Below are 16,587 nucleotides of genomic sequence, written 5' to 3'. Positions count from 1 at the left end.
TCTCCTGTGTTCGCCCGTTTTAAAGAATGCTTTGCCTAACCGACTATATCTGACTCAGTATTTTTACCACTAATCATCCGCGAATTCGACTATAGCGTGTCGCGTTTAAGCGGATTCATGGTTTCATGGTTTCAGGAAGACGCCCGAGGCAGCGTTTGCATTGCAAATGCGTTCGGGCGATTTCCTGAATTCAATTTAACGTGACACGCTTTGGAGATGCGCACTCCCGGGGGAACACCAGAGGCTAGGCAAAAGAAAAGGGCCCGCCTTACGGCGGGCCCTTCCCCTCAAACAATATTCGGCGGTTGATTACCGCGAATAGAACTCGACCACCAGGTTCGGTTCCATCTGTACCGGATAAGGCACATCGGAGAAGCCCGGAACGCGGCTGTAGGTCGCGGTCATTTTCGAATGGTCCACATCGATGTAATCGGGAACGTCACGCTCGGCGGACTGGACAGCTTCCAGAACCAGCGCGAGCTGCTTGGACTTTTCACGAACTTCGATGACATCGCCCGGACGCACCTGATAGCTCGCGATGTTGACGCGCTGACCATTGACCTTGATGTGGCCGTGGTTGATGAACTGACGGGCAGCAAACACGGTCGGAACGAATTTGGCGCGATAAACGATCGCGTCGAGACGGCGCTCCAGCAGGCCGATCAGGTTTTCGGACGTATCACCCTTCTGACGGGATGCGTCGGAATAGACCTTGCGGAACTGCTTCTCGGTAATGTTGCCGTAGTAGCCTTTGAGCTTCTGCTTTGCGCGGAGCTGAACACCGAAGTCGGACATTTTGCCCTTGCGGCGCTGGCCGTGCTGACCCGGGCCGTATTCACGCTTGTTGGCCGGGCTCTTCGGACGACCCCAGATGTTTTCGCCCATCCGGCGGTCGATTTTGTACTTAACGCTGTGGCGCTTTGACATCGCGGTTTCCTTTGAATTCGCGTTGTTTTTCTATAAAGGAAACGCGCCCTCCTTTATCCCGGTGCCCGCATTGAACGGACTGGTGGGATCGACAGGGACCCAGCAAGACGGCGCCGGCTGGGATACCCACGGGTGCGTAAATCCGGAAGACAAAAGCCAACCGGACCGCGCGGAGATACAAGCCACTCTCTCAAATGTCAATGCGGCAGCGACCGCCGCGTCAGGCAAACAGGGTTTTTTTCCCGAAATTCCGGATTTTCACACCCGATTTCTCGTCCGTTTCCATTGCTTTTCGCCCTTCCGCAACATTCCATGCAAAAACAATGCATAAATTTAGACTTTTTTAATTGCGACTTTTCACTATGCAATCGCGGTTGCAACCATAGCTAATTATAACAATTAAACTGTCCGCGCGTATTCCCATTGCACGACCGAAGTTTCAACCTTCAGACCTTCTTAACAAGGATCGACATGTCAGCTCATCGAATTTCAGCCCTGGAGGATGGTCTCTTCAGCCCGGCGCTGCCGGGCGTTTCAATGAGCTCCATGCTGGAAAAGCTGGAATACGCCCTGCAGCCTGTCGCCGATATCGGAACAGGCGTTGTCTATGGCTATGAAGCCCGGATCCGCAACTACGATCTGTGCGGAGCCTCCTCTCCCGGCGACCTGTTCGACCGTGCCAGCGCCGAAGGGTACCTGCCACAACTGGAGGCCTCACTTCTGCGCAAGGCTGTCGAACAGTTCAGTGGCCTGAACATCGCACAGGATTCCAAGCTCTACTTCAAGCTGGATTCTCGCGACCTGGGCGAGGACAACGATCCGCGCATGCGGCTGGCGGCCCTGGTGCGCGAAGCCGGCCTTGACCCGAATCAGGTCTGCCTGGAATTTTCCGAGCGCCACCGGCAAACCTTCACCGACGTCACCCATCATGCCATCAACGATCTCAGACAACTCGGTTTTCTGATCGTACTCGACGATTTCGGGCGCGAATCTTCCGAGTTGCGGCTCCTGCATGACCTTTCGCCGGACTTCGTCAAGATCGACCGCTTTTTCCTGAACGGCATTGACAGCGACCCCCGGCGGAAACTCTTCGTCACAACCGTCACCAATCTCGCCCATGTGCTCGGAGCGCGGGTCATCGCTGAAGGTGTTGAAACCGAGCGTGAATTCAAGGCCTGCAGGGACGCGGGATGCGACCTCCTCCAGGGGGAATTCGTTGCCAGCCCTTTCCATGACGCTTCTCGGGCAAGGCTCTTTTATGACCATATCCGCCCGGTCAGGTCGGGCCGCAAGCGTCGTGAGGAGCAGGAGCGGATCCGCAACGAACTCCTTCTTCTGCCGACCATTCAGTACGGTGCGTCCATGAACGAGCTTCTCGACATGGTCGTGCACAACCAGGAAGCCAACGTCGTCCCGGTGCTGGATGCCAACAGGGAACCCCGCGGCCTGATCCACGAACGGGATCTGAAAGCCTATCTTTATGCGGGCGCTCCGGAGGACGAGGATACCAGGGCCGCGCTGGACTTCCCGCTCCGCTCCTTTGTCCGTGCCTGCCCGGTCGCCGATATCGATTCCAACGCGGACATGCTCCTGGTGACCTTTGCCTCATCGATAAATTCGGACGGCATCATCATCACCGAGAATTTCCGCTATTGCGGCTTTCTCTCCGCCACGTCGCTCCTGAAGATCATCCACGAAAAGCGCCTGCAGGAAGCGCAGGACCAGAACCCCCTCACCCGCCTTCCGGGCAACGGCGCTATCATGCGCTTCATTTCGCAAACGGCTGGCAAGGGAACGAAGGTCCGGCACCTGTGCTATCTGGATTTCGACAACTTCAAGCCCTTCAACGATACCTACGGCTATCGCCAGGGCGACAGGGCCATCATCCTGTTCAGCGAGCTTCTGCAGCGCCACATTTCCGGAACAGGAACCTTTATCGGGCACCTTGGCGGGGACGATTTTTTTGCCGGCTTCTCCAATGCCGACCAGACGGATGTCGCCGCCAGAATGCTCACCCTGCAGCGCGCCTTCCGTGTGGATGTGGAAAGTTTCTACGAGCCGGAGCACCGCGCGCAAGGCTATATCAAGGCCCAGGACCGGTTCGGCACCACCCGCCGGTTTCCGTTCCTGCAGTGCTCGGTCTCCATATTGACCCTGCCGAGGAACACCACCTTGCACCCGGACAAGCTCAACGACGAGATATGGGAATTGAAACGGGCCGCCAAACGCTCCGATGACGGCCTCGCGGTCAAGTGCCTCGCCGCCTGACGACCCGGTCATTGATCAGAACCAGCCCGAACCCGGCCAGAAGCCTTTCCAGCACAGGGTCCTTTGGTGCTGACGTGAAGATGGCGCTGTCCGGAGCCTGCGCAGGTTCTTCCGCCGCCGCGCTGCCCAGAACCCGCACGAGCTGCCGCGCAATAGCTTCCGCCGGGTCCAGCCAATCAACCGGCCAGGGCGCGATCTTGCGGAAGCGGTTGGCCAGAAGCGGGTAATGCGTGCAGGCCAGAACGACGATATCGGTGCGCCGGCCGTCCCGCTCCACAAAACAGTCCGAGATTTCCGCCAGAAGGTCTTCGTCTGAAACGGCGTCGCCGCGCATATGGTGTTCCGCCAGCTCCGCCAGCGTGTCGGAGCCCACCAGACGCACATGGCACTGGCCGGCAAAACTGTCGATCAATCCCCTCGTATAGGCCCGGCGCACGGTGCCCGGCGTCGCCAGGACCGATATCAGACCGGAGGACGTGCGCTCCGCCGCCGGTTTGATCGCCGGAACCGTGCCGACGAAGGGCACCTGCGGATGCGCCTTGCGCAAGGCGTCGCCGACGAGGGTGAAGGCCGTGTTGCAGGCGATGACGACCGCCTTGGGGCGATGGGCGGCGATGAGGCCCTCGAAAAGCGACAGAAGCCGCGCCTTGAGATCGGCTTCGGGCCAACGTCCGATCGGAAAAGCCGCGTCGTCGGCGACATAAAGCAGACGCTCGTAAGGCAACAGATAGCGGGCCTCGCGCAGGACCGTCAGTCCGCCAAGCCCTGAATCGAAGAAGAGAACCGGTCCCGCCGGTGCCGCGAGGCGCGCCTCATTCTTCACTTTTTTTGCCGCCCCGCTTCTTGCGCGGCCGCGTTTCGCGCTTTTCCAGCGCGGCGACCACACCGCGCAGCGAGCGGACTTCCTGGTCCGTCAGTTGCGCCTTCTGGAAAATGTTGCGAAGGGTGAGAACCATATGCGGGCGCCGTTCGGGCGGACGAAAGAAGGTCGCCTCGTCCAGGGCCGCTTCGAGATGCCCGAAGAAACGCACGATCTCGTCCTTGTTCGCCGGCGGATGCACTTCCTCCGACAAAAGGAAAGGCAGCGCGCCCGATGTTGCCTGCTTGCGCCACTCGTAGGCACACACCAGCACCGCCTGGGCGATGTTCAGGGAGGCGAAATCCGGATCGACGGGCAATGTGACGATTTCATCGGCCAGCGCGATCTCCTCGTTGTTGAGACCCCAGCGTTCCCGTCCGAACAGATACCCTGTGGCATGACCGTTCTCACCCAGTTGCACGGATTTGGCCGCGGCTTCGTCCGGGCCGCGCACCGGCTTTGACACCTCGCGCGAGCGTGCCGTCGTCGCGTACACGAACTGCAGATCGGCAATCGCCGCCTCGACGCTGTCGAAGACCTGCACATTGTCGATGACATGGTCCGCCCGGGCCGCGGCAGCGCGCGCGCTGTCGCTTGGCCAGCCGTCGCGCGGGTTGACGATCCTGAGATCGACCAGTCCGAAATTCGCCATGGCCCGCGCCGCCGTGCCGATATTCTCGCCAAGCTGCGGCTCGCACAGGATCACCGCCGGCGGCCTTGCCGTCACATTGCGGGCCTCATCCCTGATTTTCGCGTTCTTGCTCATAGGGGCGGGATTTAGCGGTTTCTTGGAAAAATGGAAAGCTGGTTCAAACCGATTTCCACGCGCCCCGGACGCAGCGGCAGCCTGCGGTGCTTTCGGCCAGGGCAACGGAGGGACAACCGGGAGACAACTTTAAATTGTTGATTCTTTTAAGAAAAATCATGACGCTGCACCAAGATCCGGGTAATAATTGGCAAAAATAACGATGAGAATCATGAAATCACGATGCCAATGCCGCAAACCTATTTTCACGCCTCCCTTGATTTCGACGCCTTCCTTCAGGATGTCCGCGACACCTGCATGCTGCAAACGCATCATCAGGCCTACCACACCCTGCGCGCCGTTCTTCACACCTTCCGTGCCCATCTGACCACCGAGCAGGCACTGGAATTCGCAAACATCCTGCCGGCCGTAACCCGGGCAATCTTCGTCGAGGACTGGGTCGAGGATTGGCAGCCCGGCGAAACGCCCCCGCCCTTTCCGGACCGCGTCGCACTGACGCGCAAAGTCAAATTCGTGCGCCAGGATCACAATATGGCGCCGGACACCGCAATCGCGGATGTCGCAACGGCCCTCAGGCGATCCTCGGTGGATGAAAGGCAGCTGGATCGCGTGCTCGCAAGATTGCCGGAAGGCGCGGTCGATTTCTGGAATCCCCACGTTTGATACCAACCGTCCGTCTTCCTCCCGATTGCCTTTTCGTCAGCCTTTGCTAGAACTCCCCGGGACAGGCCGCCTCCGCCTTGCGGAGGGCTGGCAATTGATTGCGTACAATTGTATACGCATCTCGAAAATCCACCGGAGCACGCAACTTCCGCTCCACGGGACAATGCACCTAACGCTAAGGAAATGGGAGAGTCATGGCCGACATAATCTACACAAGGGTCGACGAGGCACCGGAACTGGCAAGCGCCTCGTTCCTGCCGATCATCCGCTCCTTCACCAAGGCAGCCGGCCTGACCATAGGCACGAAGGACATTTCCCTTGCCGGCCGTATCCTGGCGAATTTCCCGGAATATCTGACCGCCGACCAAAAGCAGCCGGACGACCTGGCCGAACTCGGCGCCCTGGTCAAGCAGCCGGAGGCGAATGTCATCAAGCTGCCGAACATTTCCGCCTCCCAGCCGCAGCTGAACGCGGCGATCAAGGAATTGCAGGCCCAGGGTTACAAGCTGCCGGACTATCCTTCCGAGCCGAAAACGGACGTGGAAAAGACCGTCAAGGCGAAATACGACGCCATCAAGGGATCCGCCGTGAACCCGGTTCTGCGTGAGGGCAATTCCGACCGCCGCGCGCCGAAGGCCGTCAAGGAATATGCCCGCAAGAACCCGCATCGCATGGGCGCGTGGCAGCCCTCCTCCAAGACACATGTCGCCACCATGGACGCGAACGATTTCCGCGCCAACGAAAAATCCGTGACCGTTCCGGCTGCCTCAGCCGGTACCGCGAAGATCGAATTCGCCGCCGCGGACGGTGCCGCCACGACGCTCAAGGGCGACTGGCCGCTGGAAGAAGGCGATGTCATTGACGCCACCTACCTGAGCGTCAGGGCGCTGGACGCCTTTCTGGCCAGGGAAATCCGCGACGCCAGGGATCAGGGCATCCTGTTCTCCCTGCATTTGAAGGCCACCATGATGAAGGTCTCCGACCCGATCATCTTCGGCCATTGCGTCAAGGTTTTCCTGAAGGACGTTTTTGACAAGCACGCGGCCACCTTTGCCGAACTCGGCGTCAATCCGGACCTCGGTATCGGCGATCTGGAAGCCAAGATCGCAACCCTGCCGGCCGTCAAGGCCACCGAGATCCAGGCCGATATCAAGTCCGCCCTCGACAGCGGCCCGGCCCTGTACATGGTGAACTCCGACAAGGGGCTCACCAACCTGCATGTTTCCTCCGACGTCATCATCGACGCCTCCATGCCCGCGCTGATCCGTGCCGGCGGCAAGGGCTGGGGCCCGGACGGCAAGGAAGCCGACGCGAAATGCGTGATCCCGGACAGTTCCTATGCCGGCGTCTATGCGGCGGTGATCGATTTCTGCCGGGAAAACGGCGCGCTGGATCCGGCCAGGATGGGCACCGTGCCGAATGTCGGCCTGATGGCCCAGAAGGCCGAGGAATACGGCTCCCATCCGCAGACCTTCAAGGCACCGGCGGACGGCACCATCCGCATCGTCGACCAGGCGGGAAACACCCTGATCGAACATGCGGTCGAAGAAGGCGACATCTGGCGCGCCTGCCGCACCAAGGACGCGCCGATCCGCGACTGGGTCAAGCTCGGCGTCAGCCGTGCCCGCCTTTCGGGCATGCCGGGCGTATTCTGGCTGGACAAGAGCCGCGCACATGACGCGGAGCTGATCAAAAAGGTCGAAGCCTACCTGCCCGAGCACGACACCAGCGGTCTCGACCTGAAGATCATGGCGCCGGAAGACGCCGCCAGATTCACCACGGAGCGGATCGCACGCGGCGAAGACACGATCTCCATCACCGGAAACGTCCTGCGCGATTACCTGACCGACCTCTATCCTATCCTGGAAGTCGGCACCTCCGCGAAGATGCTCTCCATCGTTCCGCTGATGAACGGCGGCGGTCTGTTCGAGACCGGAGCCGGCGGTTCGGCCCCCAAACATGTTCAGCAGCTCATGGAGGAAAATTACCTCCGCTGGGATTCGCTGGGCGAGTTCTGCGCCCTCGGGGCCTCGCTGGAACATCTCGCCAACGCCAAGGGAAATACCAAGGCGGCAATCCTTGCCGAAACCCTGGACAGCGCGGTTGAAAAGCTGCTCGACAACGACAAGTCCCCGTCCCGCAAGGTCGGCGGCCTGGACAATCGCGGCAGCCATTTCTATGTGGCGCTCTACTGGGCCAAGGCTCTCGCCGCTCAGGACAAGGATACGGATCTGAAAGCCCGGTTCGCGCCGGTTGCCGAGGCGCTCAGCGCCAACGAGGATGCCATTGTCGCCGAGTTGAACGGCGTTCAGGGCGGCCCGGCCGATACCGGCGGCTACTATCACGCCCCGCAGGCCAAGGTCGATGCGGTCATGCGTCCGAGCGCGACGCTGAACCGCATCATCGGCTGATCCGCCAGAAGATCGAAAACAACAAAAGGGCGGCCCCGGGGCCGCCCTTTTTTGTCATTTCAAAGCAATCGCCTAGCCGCGAATGAAGGCCAGAACGTCCTTGTTGAACTCTTCCGCCTGAAGCTGCGCAAGACCATGGCTGCCTTGCGGATAGATCTTCAGGGTCGCGTCGGCGACGATCTCTGCTGCCCGGTGGGCGGAAGCCTTGATCGGAACGATCTGGTCGTCGCCGCCGTGAACAATCAGGGTCGGCCGTTTGATCGCCTTGAGATCGTCCGTGTAATCCACTTCGGAGAACTCGCGGATCGAGTCGTACTGACCCTTGATCCCGCCGGCCAGGCCCTGCAGCCAGAAGCTCTCGCGCAGTCCTTCGTTGATTTCCACACCTTCGCGGTTGAAGCCGTAGAACGGGATTGTCAGATCCTTGAAGAACTGGGAGCGGTTATAGGCCGTGCCCTGGCGGATGCCGTCGAAAACTTCCAGCGGCGTGCCGTCCGGATTGTCCGCCGTCTTCAGCATCAAGGGCGGAACCGCGCCGACGAGAACGACCTTAGCGACCCGGTCGTTGCCGTGACGTCCGACGTAGTGGGTAACCTCGCCGCCACCGGTCGAATGGCCGATCAGGATGACGTCGCGCAGCTCGAGACGCTCGATCAACTCGGCCAGATCGTCGGCGTAGCGATCCATGTTGTTGTTGTCCCAGACCTGGCTGGAACGGCCGTGGCCGCGGCGGTCATGGGCAATCACCCGGAAACCGTTCTGCCCGAAGAACAGCATCTGCGCGTCCCAGGCATCGCCGGAAAGCGGCCATCCGTGCGAGAAGACGATCGGCTGTCCCCGGCCCCAATCCTTGTAGAAGATTTCTGCACCGTCTGAAGTCGTGAAGGTCGTCATTTTCAAGTTCTCCTGTTCTGAAAGTTCCCTCGACACCCCAAAAGCCGGGGTCATCATCATGCTGAGCCCGATCACACCACCGCCGATCAACGTCTGGCGGCGGCTTACATCCGGCCCTTCGATCTTGATTCCCATCGGGTTATCTCCATTTTACTCGTGCACGATTTAATCGTGTGCGATGTATATGATTTCAAAACTCCCGGATGTCAATGGTTGCCCGAGAAAAAAAATCTGCTTAGGAACGGAACATGTCTGATCACCAAAACCCGCGAGAATCCGCCGGACCGGCAAAAGCCTCCGCACGACCAGGCTCCGATACGGAGCTGGACGATTTCATCTGCTTTGCGGTCTACGAATCCAATCTGGCTTTCAACAATCTCTACCGATCGTTGCTGGGGGACCTGGGGCTCACCTACCCGCAATATCTGGTCATGACGCTGCTCTGGCGGCGCGACAGGCGGACCGTCAGGGAGATCGGCGACGCCCTTAGCCTGGAATACAACACCCTGACACCGATGATTAAACGCCTGGAGGCTTTAGGCCTGGTGTCGCGCGTCCGGGACGAGCAGGACCAGCGCGTCGTCAACGTCACATTGACGACTGAAGGAACCGCGCTTCAGGAAAAGGCCCGCAAGATCCCGCAATGCATTGCCGAGGCCACCGGGCTTTCTGTGCCGGAATTGAAGGACCTGAAAGCCAGGCTCGACACCCTCCGCTCGAATTTGCGGTCCGGTGGCGGGCAGGAATAATTCTGCTGCTCTCACGGCCGGCCGGTTCAAAAACCGAAACAAAAAGGGCGGCCCGGTGGCCGCCCTTTCAAGTTTCTGTATAAGCCTTGCGCCTTAAGCGGCGGCCTCGTGCAGGCGGCTGTTGAAGGCCATGTTCCTGGTGAACGGCGCCAGCGTCTTGGCAGCGGCCAGAACGGCGAGATCCGCCAGCGGCTCGCCGATAACCACCAGCATATAGGCTGCGCCGAATGAGCCGATCGAGGCCATGTTTTCCGCGCCGAAGCCCTGGCCGTAGAAAGCCCAGAAAGCCACCCAGGCAACGATGCCGCCCTGATAGGTGGTGGAAAGGGCCAGAGCCTGGGCGTAGGAAACGTCCACATAGGCTGTCTTCTGCGCAATGAGCTTCTTAGCCACAGCACCGACGGCCCAGAGCGGCACGATCAGCGTGGTGACGTTAATGCCGTATTGCGGCAGATCGAACGGTGCGAACAGGAGACCCTGCAGCAGCAGACCGGCGGCAAGGCCGATGGCGGCAGGTCCCGCCCCGAACATCAGGAACAGCGTCGAGCCGAGAATGAAATGCACTTCTGAAACGCCGACCGGATAATGCGGCAGCAGTTCGAAGAAGGAAAACACCAGAAGCGTGGTGATGAGCGAGCGCACGGCGAGGCTCGCCACACCGCTCTTGCGGATGGTGTCGAGCGCCATTTTGCCCAGAAGGCCGAAGGACGCGACGGCCGTGCCGTAGCTAAGAATGGTTTTGGCGCCGTCAACGATGCCGGGTTCGATATGCATGTCTTGTCTCCTTTGCGCACCCTCCGTGCGCGAACAGGGTTTCTGATTGGCTTTTCAACAAAGCCCTCGGATGGCAGGTCTCCTGGCTCACGGGTCTCAGCGCCGCCCGCCTTCCCGGCCAAAAGGCCAGTGGCTGAAGGGCATTGCTCACCGCTTACAGTTGCGGGGGCAGCCACGGTATTGGTCCCTGTTGGGTACGCCGCACCGTGTTCCCATTTCATCCGCCGTCACATTCGTTCAGGCAGAACCATCGCGCCGCATAGATTTGCAGCGATTGCCGGAGGACTGCAAGCGAATTCTCGTCAAATCCTGTCACGCAACCACGCTCGTCCCGCTCCGCCTAAGACCCGGCCCGCCGTTTCAACGAAATGACGGCGATAAGCGTCAGGGCGAGAAAGACTCCGGCCGGATAAAGTAGCGCCGCCTGCACCGCCGCGAGATAGGCGGCTGGAGAGGAAGCCAGTGAAGGGGACGGTCCGAGGACCTGAAAGAAAATCTGTCCCTGCAGGGCGATCCCCAGAGCAATGCCGATCTGCTGGAAGGCCTGCAGCACGCCAGACCCCGCCCCGGCATCCGCACTGGAGACACGCGAAAGAATACTCTGGAACAGGGCGGCGATGGTGACCCCGGTGCCGAGGCCGACGCTCAGCAGCGGCAGGAGAAAATCCGCCCCGGTCAACGGAGTGCCGACGGTCGCAAGACGCACCGAGACCATGCCGAGAAACAGGATGAAGATGCCGAAGGCGACCCGCCGATCGGGCGTGCGGCTGGCGAACCGGCCACTCAGATAGGCCCCGATCATCACCCCCACCGGATGCGGTGCAAGAGCGATTCCGGCCGCCAGCGGCGACAGGCCGAGACCCGATTGCAGGAAGATCGCCAGTACGAAAAAGACACCGGCCAGTCCCGAAAAGAAAGCGCAGACGAGCGCCAGCCCGCGAAGGAACATCGGGTCTGACAGGAGAGCGGCTGGCAGAAGCTGCGCCAGGCCCGCCGCCGCCCGGCGCGCCTGCAGCTTCAGGAACAACCCGCCCAGCCCCGCCGAAAGGGCCATCAGGGCGAAGCACCACAGCGGCCAGCCGAACCGGCGTCCCTCGACCAGCGGAAAAACAAAACCGGCGATCGCCAGCGCGAACACGATAGTGCCGGCCCAGTCGGCCGTCACGCGCTCCGCTGCCCGGATTTTCGGGACGAAGCGCCAGGCACCGTAAAGCGAGAACATGCCGACCGGAATATTCACCAGGAAGATCGGTCTCCAGCCGAGCCCTGCGATATCCGCCGATACGATTACCCCGCCGACCAGCGGCCCCGCCACCGCTCCAAGCGCGCTGATCGTCCCGAAAAGGCCGAAGGCCTTTCCCCGTTCCTCTTCGGGAAAGATCACATGCACGATGGCAAGCACCTGCGGCACCATCATCGCGGCAGCTAACCCCTGGACGGCGCGGCTGGCAACGAGGCTGCCGGTATCCGCAGCAAGTCCGCAGGCAAGCGAACTCAGGCTGAAACCGGCAACGCCCCACATGAAAACCCGCTCGCGGCCGATCACATCGCCAAACAGGCCGAAGGGCAGAAGCCCCGCCGCAAAGGTCAGAACGTAGATGACGAGCACCCATTCCAGCTCGGTGGCGGATGCGTGAAGCCCCTCCCGGATTGCGGGAAGCGCGAGATTGACGGCGCTCACATCCAGAATATTCATGAACATGGCAAGATAGAGCGCGGCCAGGGCCGCCCAGCGTCTCGGCATCCCCTCACCTTTTTCCGCGACCGCTGACATCGTTCCGGTAACTCCCCTGTCGAAAATCGCTGCATTCGTTACTTATAAAGTTACAATATTTTATCTGTCAATCTTTTGTATCGCTGTTTGTAACGTGACCGGACATGCCTTATCCTCGCGGCAACAGCGGAGATCAGAAATTGCGCACCGACAGCCGTCTGCCGCGCGTGCTTCATGCGCTTTTGCACCTGGAGCAAGCGGAAGAGCCGTTAACGTCAGAGCAGATCGGAAAGATGCTCAACACCAACCCGTCGCTGGTCCGCCGGACAATGGCAGGCCTGCGCGAGGCCGGTTTTGTCGGCTCCACCAGGGGGCATGGCGGCGGCTGGGTTCTGGAAAGGCCGCTGAACGAAATTACCCTTGCCGACGTCTACGCCGCTCTCGGTTCGCCAGAGCTTTTTTCCCTCGGCCGCTCCGGCGACGCCCCCGCCTGCCTGCTGGAACGCGCCGCCAACAGGGCCACCTCAGCGGCGCTGGACGCGGCGCGGGAAACGTTTCAGGCCGAACTCGAACGGGTGACGGTCGCCGATCTGGTGAGGCCGCATGCGCGGGAGATCAGGGAGCATCAGGAGAAGAGAACCGGCAAGGTTCCCGAAGCCGGCGGTCAATGAGAAATCCCGCCCGTTCCGCTTCGTTAAACCGGACAAATTCAGCCCTTGCTGCGCGCAGGTCCGGAAGGACGTTGTAAAAGTTCAATGCTTCCGTGTTCAAATGCCGGTCAAGCAAATGCGGCAACCGGCGAAACTGCATGGTGGATCGAATTGCGAGCCCACGGAAGAAACCAAGCTCGATGCTCTTTGTTCCCCGGGAAATCCGGCACGGCCACCCCTTGTCTCTCAAATCAATATTGTATACAAGCGCGCACAATTATAATCTGCTAAAGCACCTCCTCAGAGACATGCGTCTGCACCACCCCATCTTCTGAAAAAACGCGAGGCCGAGTTTCCATGGCAAAGATCAAAGTCGACAATCCGGTTGTCGAACTCGACGGCGACGAGATGACCCGGATCATCTGGCAGTTCATCAAGGACAAGCTGATCCATCCGTATCTTGATGTCGATCTGGAGTATTACGATCTCTCGATTGAAAAACGCGACGAGACCGACGACCAGATCACCGTCGACGCGGCCAACGCCATCAAGAAGCACGGTGTCGGAATCAAATGCGCCACCATCACGCCGGACGAGGCGCGGGTGGAGGAATTCGGCCTGAAACGCATGTACCGCTCGCCCAACGGCACGATCCGCAACATTCTCGGCGGGGTGATCTTCCGCGAGCCGATCATCATGCGGAACGTGCCCCGGCTGGTACCGGGCTGGACCCAGCCGATCATCGTCGGCCGTCATGCCTTCGGCGACCAGTACCGTGCCACCGATTTCCGCTTTCCGGGCAAGGGCAAGCTGACCATCACCTTTACCGGCGAGGACGGCGAGGTGATCGAGCGGGAGGTCTATGACGCGCCCTCCGCCGGCGTCGCCATGGCCATGTACAATCTCGACGATTCGATCCGCGACTTCGCCCGCGCTTCGCTGAACTACGCCCTGCAGCGCAAGGTGCCCTGTTATCTCTCCACCAAGAACACCATCCTGAAAGCTTATGACGGCCGCTTCAAGGATATCTTCGAGGAGATCTACGAGGCCGATTTCAAGGAGAAATACGCCGAGGCCGGCATCTGGTACGAGCACCGCCTGATCGACGACATGGTCGCCTCCGCGCTGAAATGGTCCGGCGGCTATGTCTGGGCCTGCAAGAACTATGACGGCGACGTGCAGTCCGACACGGTCGCCCAGGGCTTCGGCTCTCTCGGCCTGATGACCTCCGTGCTGATGACGCCGGACGGCAAGACGGTGGAGGCGGAAGCCGCCCACGGCACCGTGACCCGCCACTACCGCCAGCACCAGCAGGGCGAAAGCACCTCCACCAACTCCATCGCCTCGATCTTCGCCTGGACCCGCGGCCTCGCGCACCGTGCGAAGCTCGACGGCAACGACAAGCTGGCCCGCTTCGCCAAGACCCTGGAAAGCGTCTGCGTCAAGACGGTGGAATCCGGCTACATGACCAAGGATCTCGCGCTGCTTGTCGGCCCGGACCAGTCCTGGCTGACCACCACCGGCTTCCTCGACAAGATCGACGAAAACCTGGCAAAGGCGATGAGCGAGCGTTAACCCCGGCGGATGGAGGCTCGCGACGGTCTGTCCATCCGAACCTTTGCTAGGTGATCTCGCTTCGCTCGCCAGGCGTGTGTCATTAACCTGGGCTTTCACACCTCGCACGAGAGCAATGATCGCCTTTTCCGCATTCATATGATTCCAACTGGAAGCATGTTGATCTAGGCTCTCCCCCGCCGGGGATTGAGGAGAGGCTTGGTGCTGACAATCGAGAAGCTGAGGACGCCGCTGGTCGGACCGGTCGATCTCGCCCTGGAAAAGGGCAGCTTCACGGCCATATCCGGTCCTTCAGGAGCTGGAAAATCGCTGCTGCTGCGCGCCATCGCCGATCTCGACCGGAGCAGCGGTTTCGTGGCGCTCGAAGGCACGGAGCGGGAGAAAATGCCCGCGCCGGACTGGCGCAGACAGGTTGCCTATGTTCCGGCCGAAAGCGGCTGGTGGGCGGATGACGTGCGCGATCATTTCGCCGAAGCGCCCGATCTCGGTGGACGGCTGGAGGCAGTCGGCCTGAAGGACGCCCTTTCCTGGCAGGTTTCGCGGCTCTCCACCGGAGAGCGCCAACGCCTTGCCCTGATCCGCGCGTTGCAGCTCGGCCCGAAGGTTCTGCTGCTGGACGAACCCACTTCGGCACTCGATCCGCCGGCCGTTGCCAGGGTCGAAATCCTGATGAAGGACTGTACGGCGAAAGGCTGCGCCATCCTGCTCGTCACCCACGATCCGGGCCAACCGGAACGCCTTGGCGCCCGTCACTTGTACATGGAAAACGGCAGGCTGTCCGGCTCCCCTTCCCGGGAGGACGCTCAATGAGCGGATATCAGGCCCTCACCTATTGGGATCTGGTCGCCGCCTCGGTCTTCCTGATCCTGAACGCGGTTTTCTCCATCGCCCTCAATCTCGGCCTGGCGCGCACCCTGATCGTCTCCGCCCTGCGCATGACCGTTCAGCTCATCCTGGTCGGCCTGATCCTGAAGGCGATCTTCCTTGCGGGCTCCCTGTGGTGGACGCTGCTTGCCGCCGCCGTGATGGCCGCCTTCGCCGGACGCGAGATCCGGGCGCGTCAGGCGCGGCGGCTCAGCGGGCTCTGGGGGACAGGCCTCGGCGCCGGGGCGATGCTGCTCGCCGGCTCGCTGGTTACGCTCTACGCCCTTGCCGGGCTGATCCGTCCGGACCCCGTCTGGCAACCGCAATACGCCCTGCCGCTTTTCGGCATGATCCTCGGAAACACCATGACCGGCGTCAGCCTCGGCCTCGACACGCTGCACACGGCGCTCGCGCAGGGAAAGCGCGACGTGGAAGCCCGGCTGCTTCTGGGCGGAACCCGCTGGGAGGCCACGCGCCCGGCCCTGCGCCAGGCGTTGCGGTCCGGTTTCACACCCATTATCAACGCCATGGCGGCGACCGGCGTCGTCTCGCTGCCGGGCATGATGACCGGCCAGATCCTCTCCGGCGTCGATCCGCGCGAAGCCGTCAAATACCAGCTTCTGATCATGTTTCTCCTCGGCGGCGCCACCGGTCTCGGCGTGCTTGGAGCAACTTTCGCCAGCATCTGGCGCCTCACCGACACAAGGCACCGGTTGCGACTCGACCGGTTGGATACACGATGATTGATCTTTTTGGAGCCGCTTATTCGGTCTATGTGCGCTCGGCACGGATGGCACTGGAAGAAAAGGGCATCGCCTACCAGCTTGTCCCGATCGACGTTTTCGCACCCGGCGGACCGCCGGACAGCTTTCTCGAGCTCAACCCCTTCGGCACTATCCCGGCGCTCAGACACGACAATTTCACGCTTTATGAAACAGTGGCAATCCTGCGCTATGTCGATGAAGCCTTCGACGGACCACCGCTGCAGCCTGAAGAGGCAGGTGGCCGCGCAAGGATGACCCAGATCCTCTCGATCCTCGACAGCCATGCCTACCGCACCCTTGTCTGGAACATTTACGTCGAACGGGTCGTGAAACCCCGGGAGGGAGCACCGGCGGACGAGGTCGGGATCGCCTCGGCCATAGGTCCCGCCCGCACGGTTCTGGCGGCGCTGGATGACCTAGTTGAAGACGGACCGTTTTTGCTCGGTGACAAGCTGACGCTCGCCGATTGCCACGCGGCACCGATGCTGGCGCTGTTTGAAAAGTCCGACGAGGGTGTGACGCTGCTGAAAGGCGCCCCGAAACTTTCCCGCTGGCTGCAAGATTTCCAGCGGCGCCCGTGCTTCGAGGCGACGAAGCCGGCATGAGGCTCCACATCTAGAGCGTATCCGTTTTTCGATGAATCGAATGTGATGTGACATGTCAGGTTAGGTCTGATTCAAGCTTTCCAGCAATGGAGGGCGATTTAATG

At 60.9% G+C, this 16,587-nt stretch carries 15 protein-coding genes and 1 riboswitch; of the genes, 9 read left to right on the top strand and 6 right to left on the bottom strand.

Translation table 11 applies throughout. The features are described 5' to 3' along the window. Positions 1-309: 309 nt before the first annotated feature. Entirely contained in the window at positions 310-927 is a 618-nt protein-coding gene (gene rpsD, locus CLV41_RS25145) for a 30S ribosomal protein S4 (RefSeq protein ID WP_103225248.1), read from the bottom strand. A 471-nt stretch (positions 928-1,398) separates the two neighbouring features. Here rpsD and CLV41_RS25135 point away from each other — a divergent pair, with 471 nt between their 5' ends. Continuing rightward, complete coding sequence (locus CLV41_RS25135; RefSeq protein ID WP_103225246.1) at positions 1,399-3,195, top strand: bifunctional diguanylate cyclase/phosphodiesterase; 1,797 nt, start codon at positions 1,399-1,401, stop codon at positions 3,193-3,195. Here CLV41_RS25135 and murI read toward each other — a convergent pair. Both murI and CLV41_RS25125 read right to left on the bottom strand, forming a co-directional pair. Continuing rightward, positions 3,176-4,018: a glutamate racemase gene (murI, locus tag CLV41_RS25130; RefSeq protein WP_103225245.1), complete on the bottom strand. Its 843-nt coding sequence runs from the start codon at positions 4,016-4,018 to the stop codon at positions 3,176-3,178. The two genes, CLV41_RS25135 and murI, sit on opposite strands and share 20 nt — an antisense overlap. Continuing rightward, entirely contained in the window at positions 4,008-4,820 is an 813-nt protein-coding gene (locus CLV41_RS25125; protein ID WP_103225244.1) for an RNA methyltransferase, read from the bottom strand. Before CLV41_RS25125 ends, murI begins: the two co-directional genes overlap by 11 nt. 222 nt (positions 4,821-5,042) lie before the next feature. On the opposite strand from CLV41_RS25125, the gene CLV41_RS25120 reads away from it, so the two are divergent. Both CLV41_RS25120 and CLV41_RS25115 read left to right on the top strand, forming a co-directional pair. After that, the gene (locus CLV41_RS25120) at positions 5,043-5,483 is read left to right on the top strand and encodes a DUF2267 domain-containing protein (RefSeq protein WP_103225243.1); all 441 of its coding nucleotides are present in this window, start codon (positions 5,043-5,045) and stop codon (positions 5,481-5,483) included. Between the two features lie 194 nt (positions 5,484-5,677). Beyond that, a complete protein-coding gene (locus CLV41_RS25115; RefSeq protein WP_103225242.1) occupies positions 5,678-7,894 on the top strand; it encodes an NADP-dependent isocitrate dehydrogenase in 2,217 nt (738 codons plus the stop codon). Positions 7,895-7,966: 72 nt separating this feature from the next. Here the strand turns inward: CLV41_RS25115 and CLV41_RS25110 are convergent, their stop codons facing one another. Further along, a complete protein-coding gene (locus CLV41_RS25110; RefSeq protein ID WP_103225301.1) occupies positions 7,967-8,788 on the bottom strand; it encodes an alpha/beta fold hydrolase in 822 nt (273 codons plus the stop codon). Positions 8,789-9,036: 248 nt separating this feature from the next. Here CLV41_RS25110 and CLV41_RS25105 point away from each other — a divergent pair, with 248 nt between their 5' ends. Further along, the gene (locus tag CLV41_RS25105) at positions 9,037-9,537 is read left to right on the top strand and encodes a MarR family winged helix-turn-helix transcriptional regulator (RefSeq protein WP_103225241.1); all 501 of its coding nucleotides are present in this window, start codon (positions 9,037-9,039) and stop codon (positions 9,535-9,537) included. Positions 9,538-9,630: 93 nt separating this feature from the next. Here the strand turns inward: CLV41_RS25105 and CLV41_RS25100 are convergent, their stop codons facing one another. Next, positions 9,631-10,311: an energy-coupling factor ABC transporter permease gene (locus tag CLV41_RS25100; protein ID WP_103225240.1), complete on the bottom strand. Its 681-nt coding sequence runs from the start codon at positions 10,309-10,311 to the stop codon at positions 9,631-9,633. Positions 10,312-10,366: 55 nt separating this feature from the next. After that, positions 10,367-10,578, bottom strand: a riboswitch (cobalamin riboswitch). 73 nt (positions 10,579-10,651) lie between these two features. Next, complete coding sequence (locus CLV41_RS25095; RefSeq protein WP_103225239.1) at positions 10,652-12,085, bottom strand: MFS transporter; 1,434 nt, start codon at positions 12,083-12,085, stop codon at positions 10,652-10,654. 140 nt (positions 12,086-12,225) lie between these two features. On the opposite strand from CLV41_RS25095, the gene CLV41_RS25090 reads away from it, so the two are divergent. The 5 genes from CLV41_RS25090 (at position 12,226) to CLV41_RS25070 (ending at position 16,483) form a co-directional block, all read left to right on the top strand. After that, the gene (locus CLV41_RS25090; RefSeq protein WP_103225238.1) at positions 12,226-12,696 is read left to right on the top strand and encodes an Rrf2 family transcriptional regulator; all 471 of its coding nucleotides are present in this window, start codon (positions 12,226-12,228) and stop codon (positions 12,694-12,696) included. A gap of 336 nt (positions 12,697-13,032) precedes the next feature. Continuing rightward, on the top strand, positions 13,033-14,250 hold the full coding sequence (locus CLV41_RS25085; RefSeq protein WP_103225237.1) for an NADP-dependent isocitrate dehydrogenase: 1,218 nt from the start codon (positions 13,033-13,035) through the stop codon (positions 14,248-14,250). A gap of 201 nt (positions 14,251-14,451) precedes the next feature. Next, positions 14,452-15,060, top strand: a complete 609-nt coding sequence (locus CLV41_RS25080; RefSeq protein ID WP_103225300.1) for an ABC transporter ATP-binding protein — start codon at positions 14,452-14,454, stop codon at positions 15,058-15,060. Further along, complete coding sequence (locus CLV41_RS25075) at positions 15,057-15,857, top strand: ABC transporter permease (RefSeq protein WP_103225236.1); 801 nt, start codon at positions 15,057-15,059, stop codon at positions 15,855-15,857. The genes CLV41_RS25080 and CLV41_RS25075 overlap by 4 nt, the downstream gene beginning before the upstream one ends. Next, on the top strand, positions 15,854-16,483 hold the full coding sequence (locus CLV41_RS25070) for a glutathione S-transferase family protein (protein ID WP_103225235.1): 630 nt from the start codon (positions 15,854-15,856) through the stop codon (positions 16,481-16,483). The genes CLV41_RS25075 and CLV41_RS25070 overlap by 4 nt, the downstream gene beginning before the upstream one ends. Positions 16,484-16,587 lie beyond the last annotated feature (104 nt).

The sequence above is a fragment of the Roseibium marinum genome (assembly GCF_002906165.1).
Lineage (GTDB): Bacteria > Pseudomonadota > Alphaproteobacteria > Rhizobiales > Stappiaceae > Roseibium > Roseibium marinum.
The sequence above is the reverse complement of the archived record's forward strand: the minus strand, read 5'-3'. Positions and strand labels throughout refer to the sequence as shown.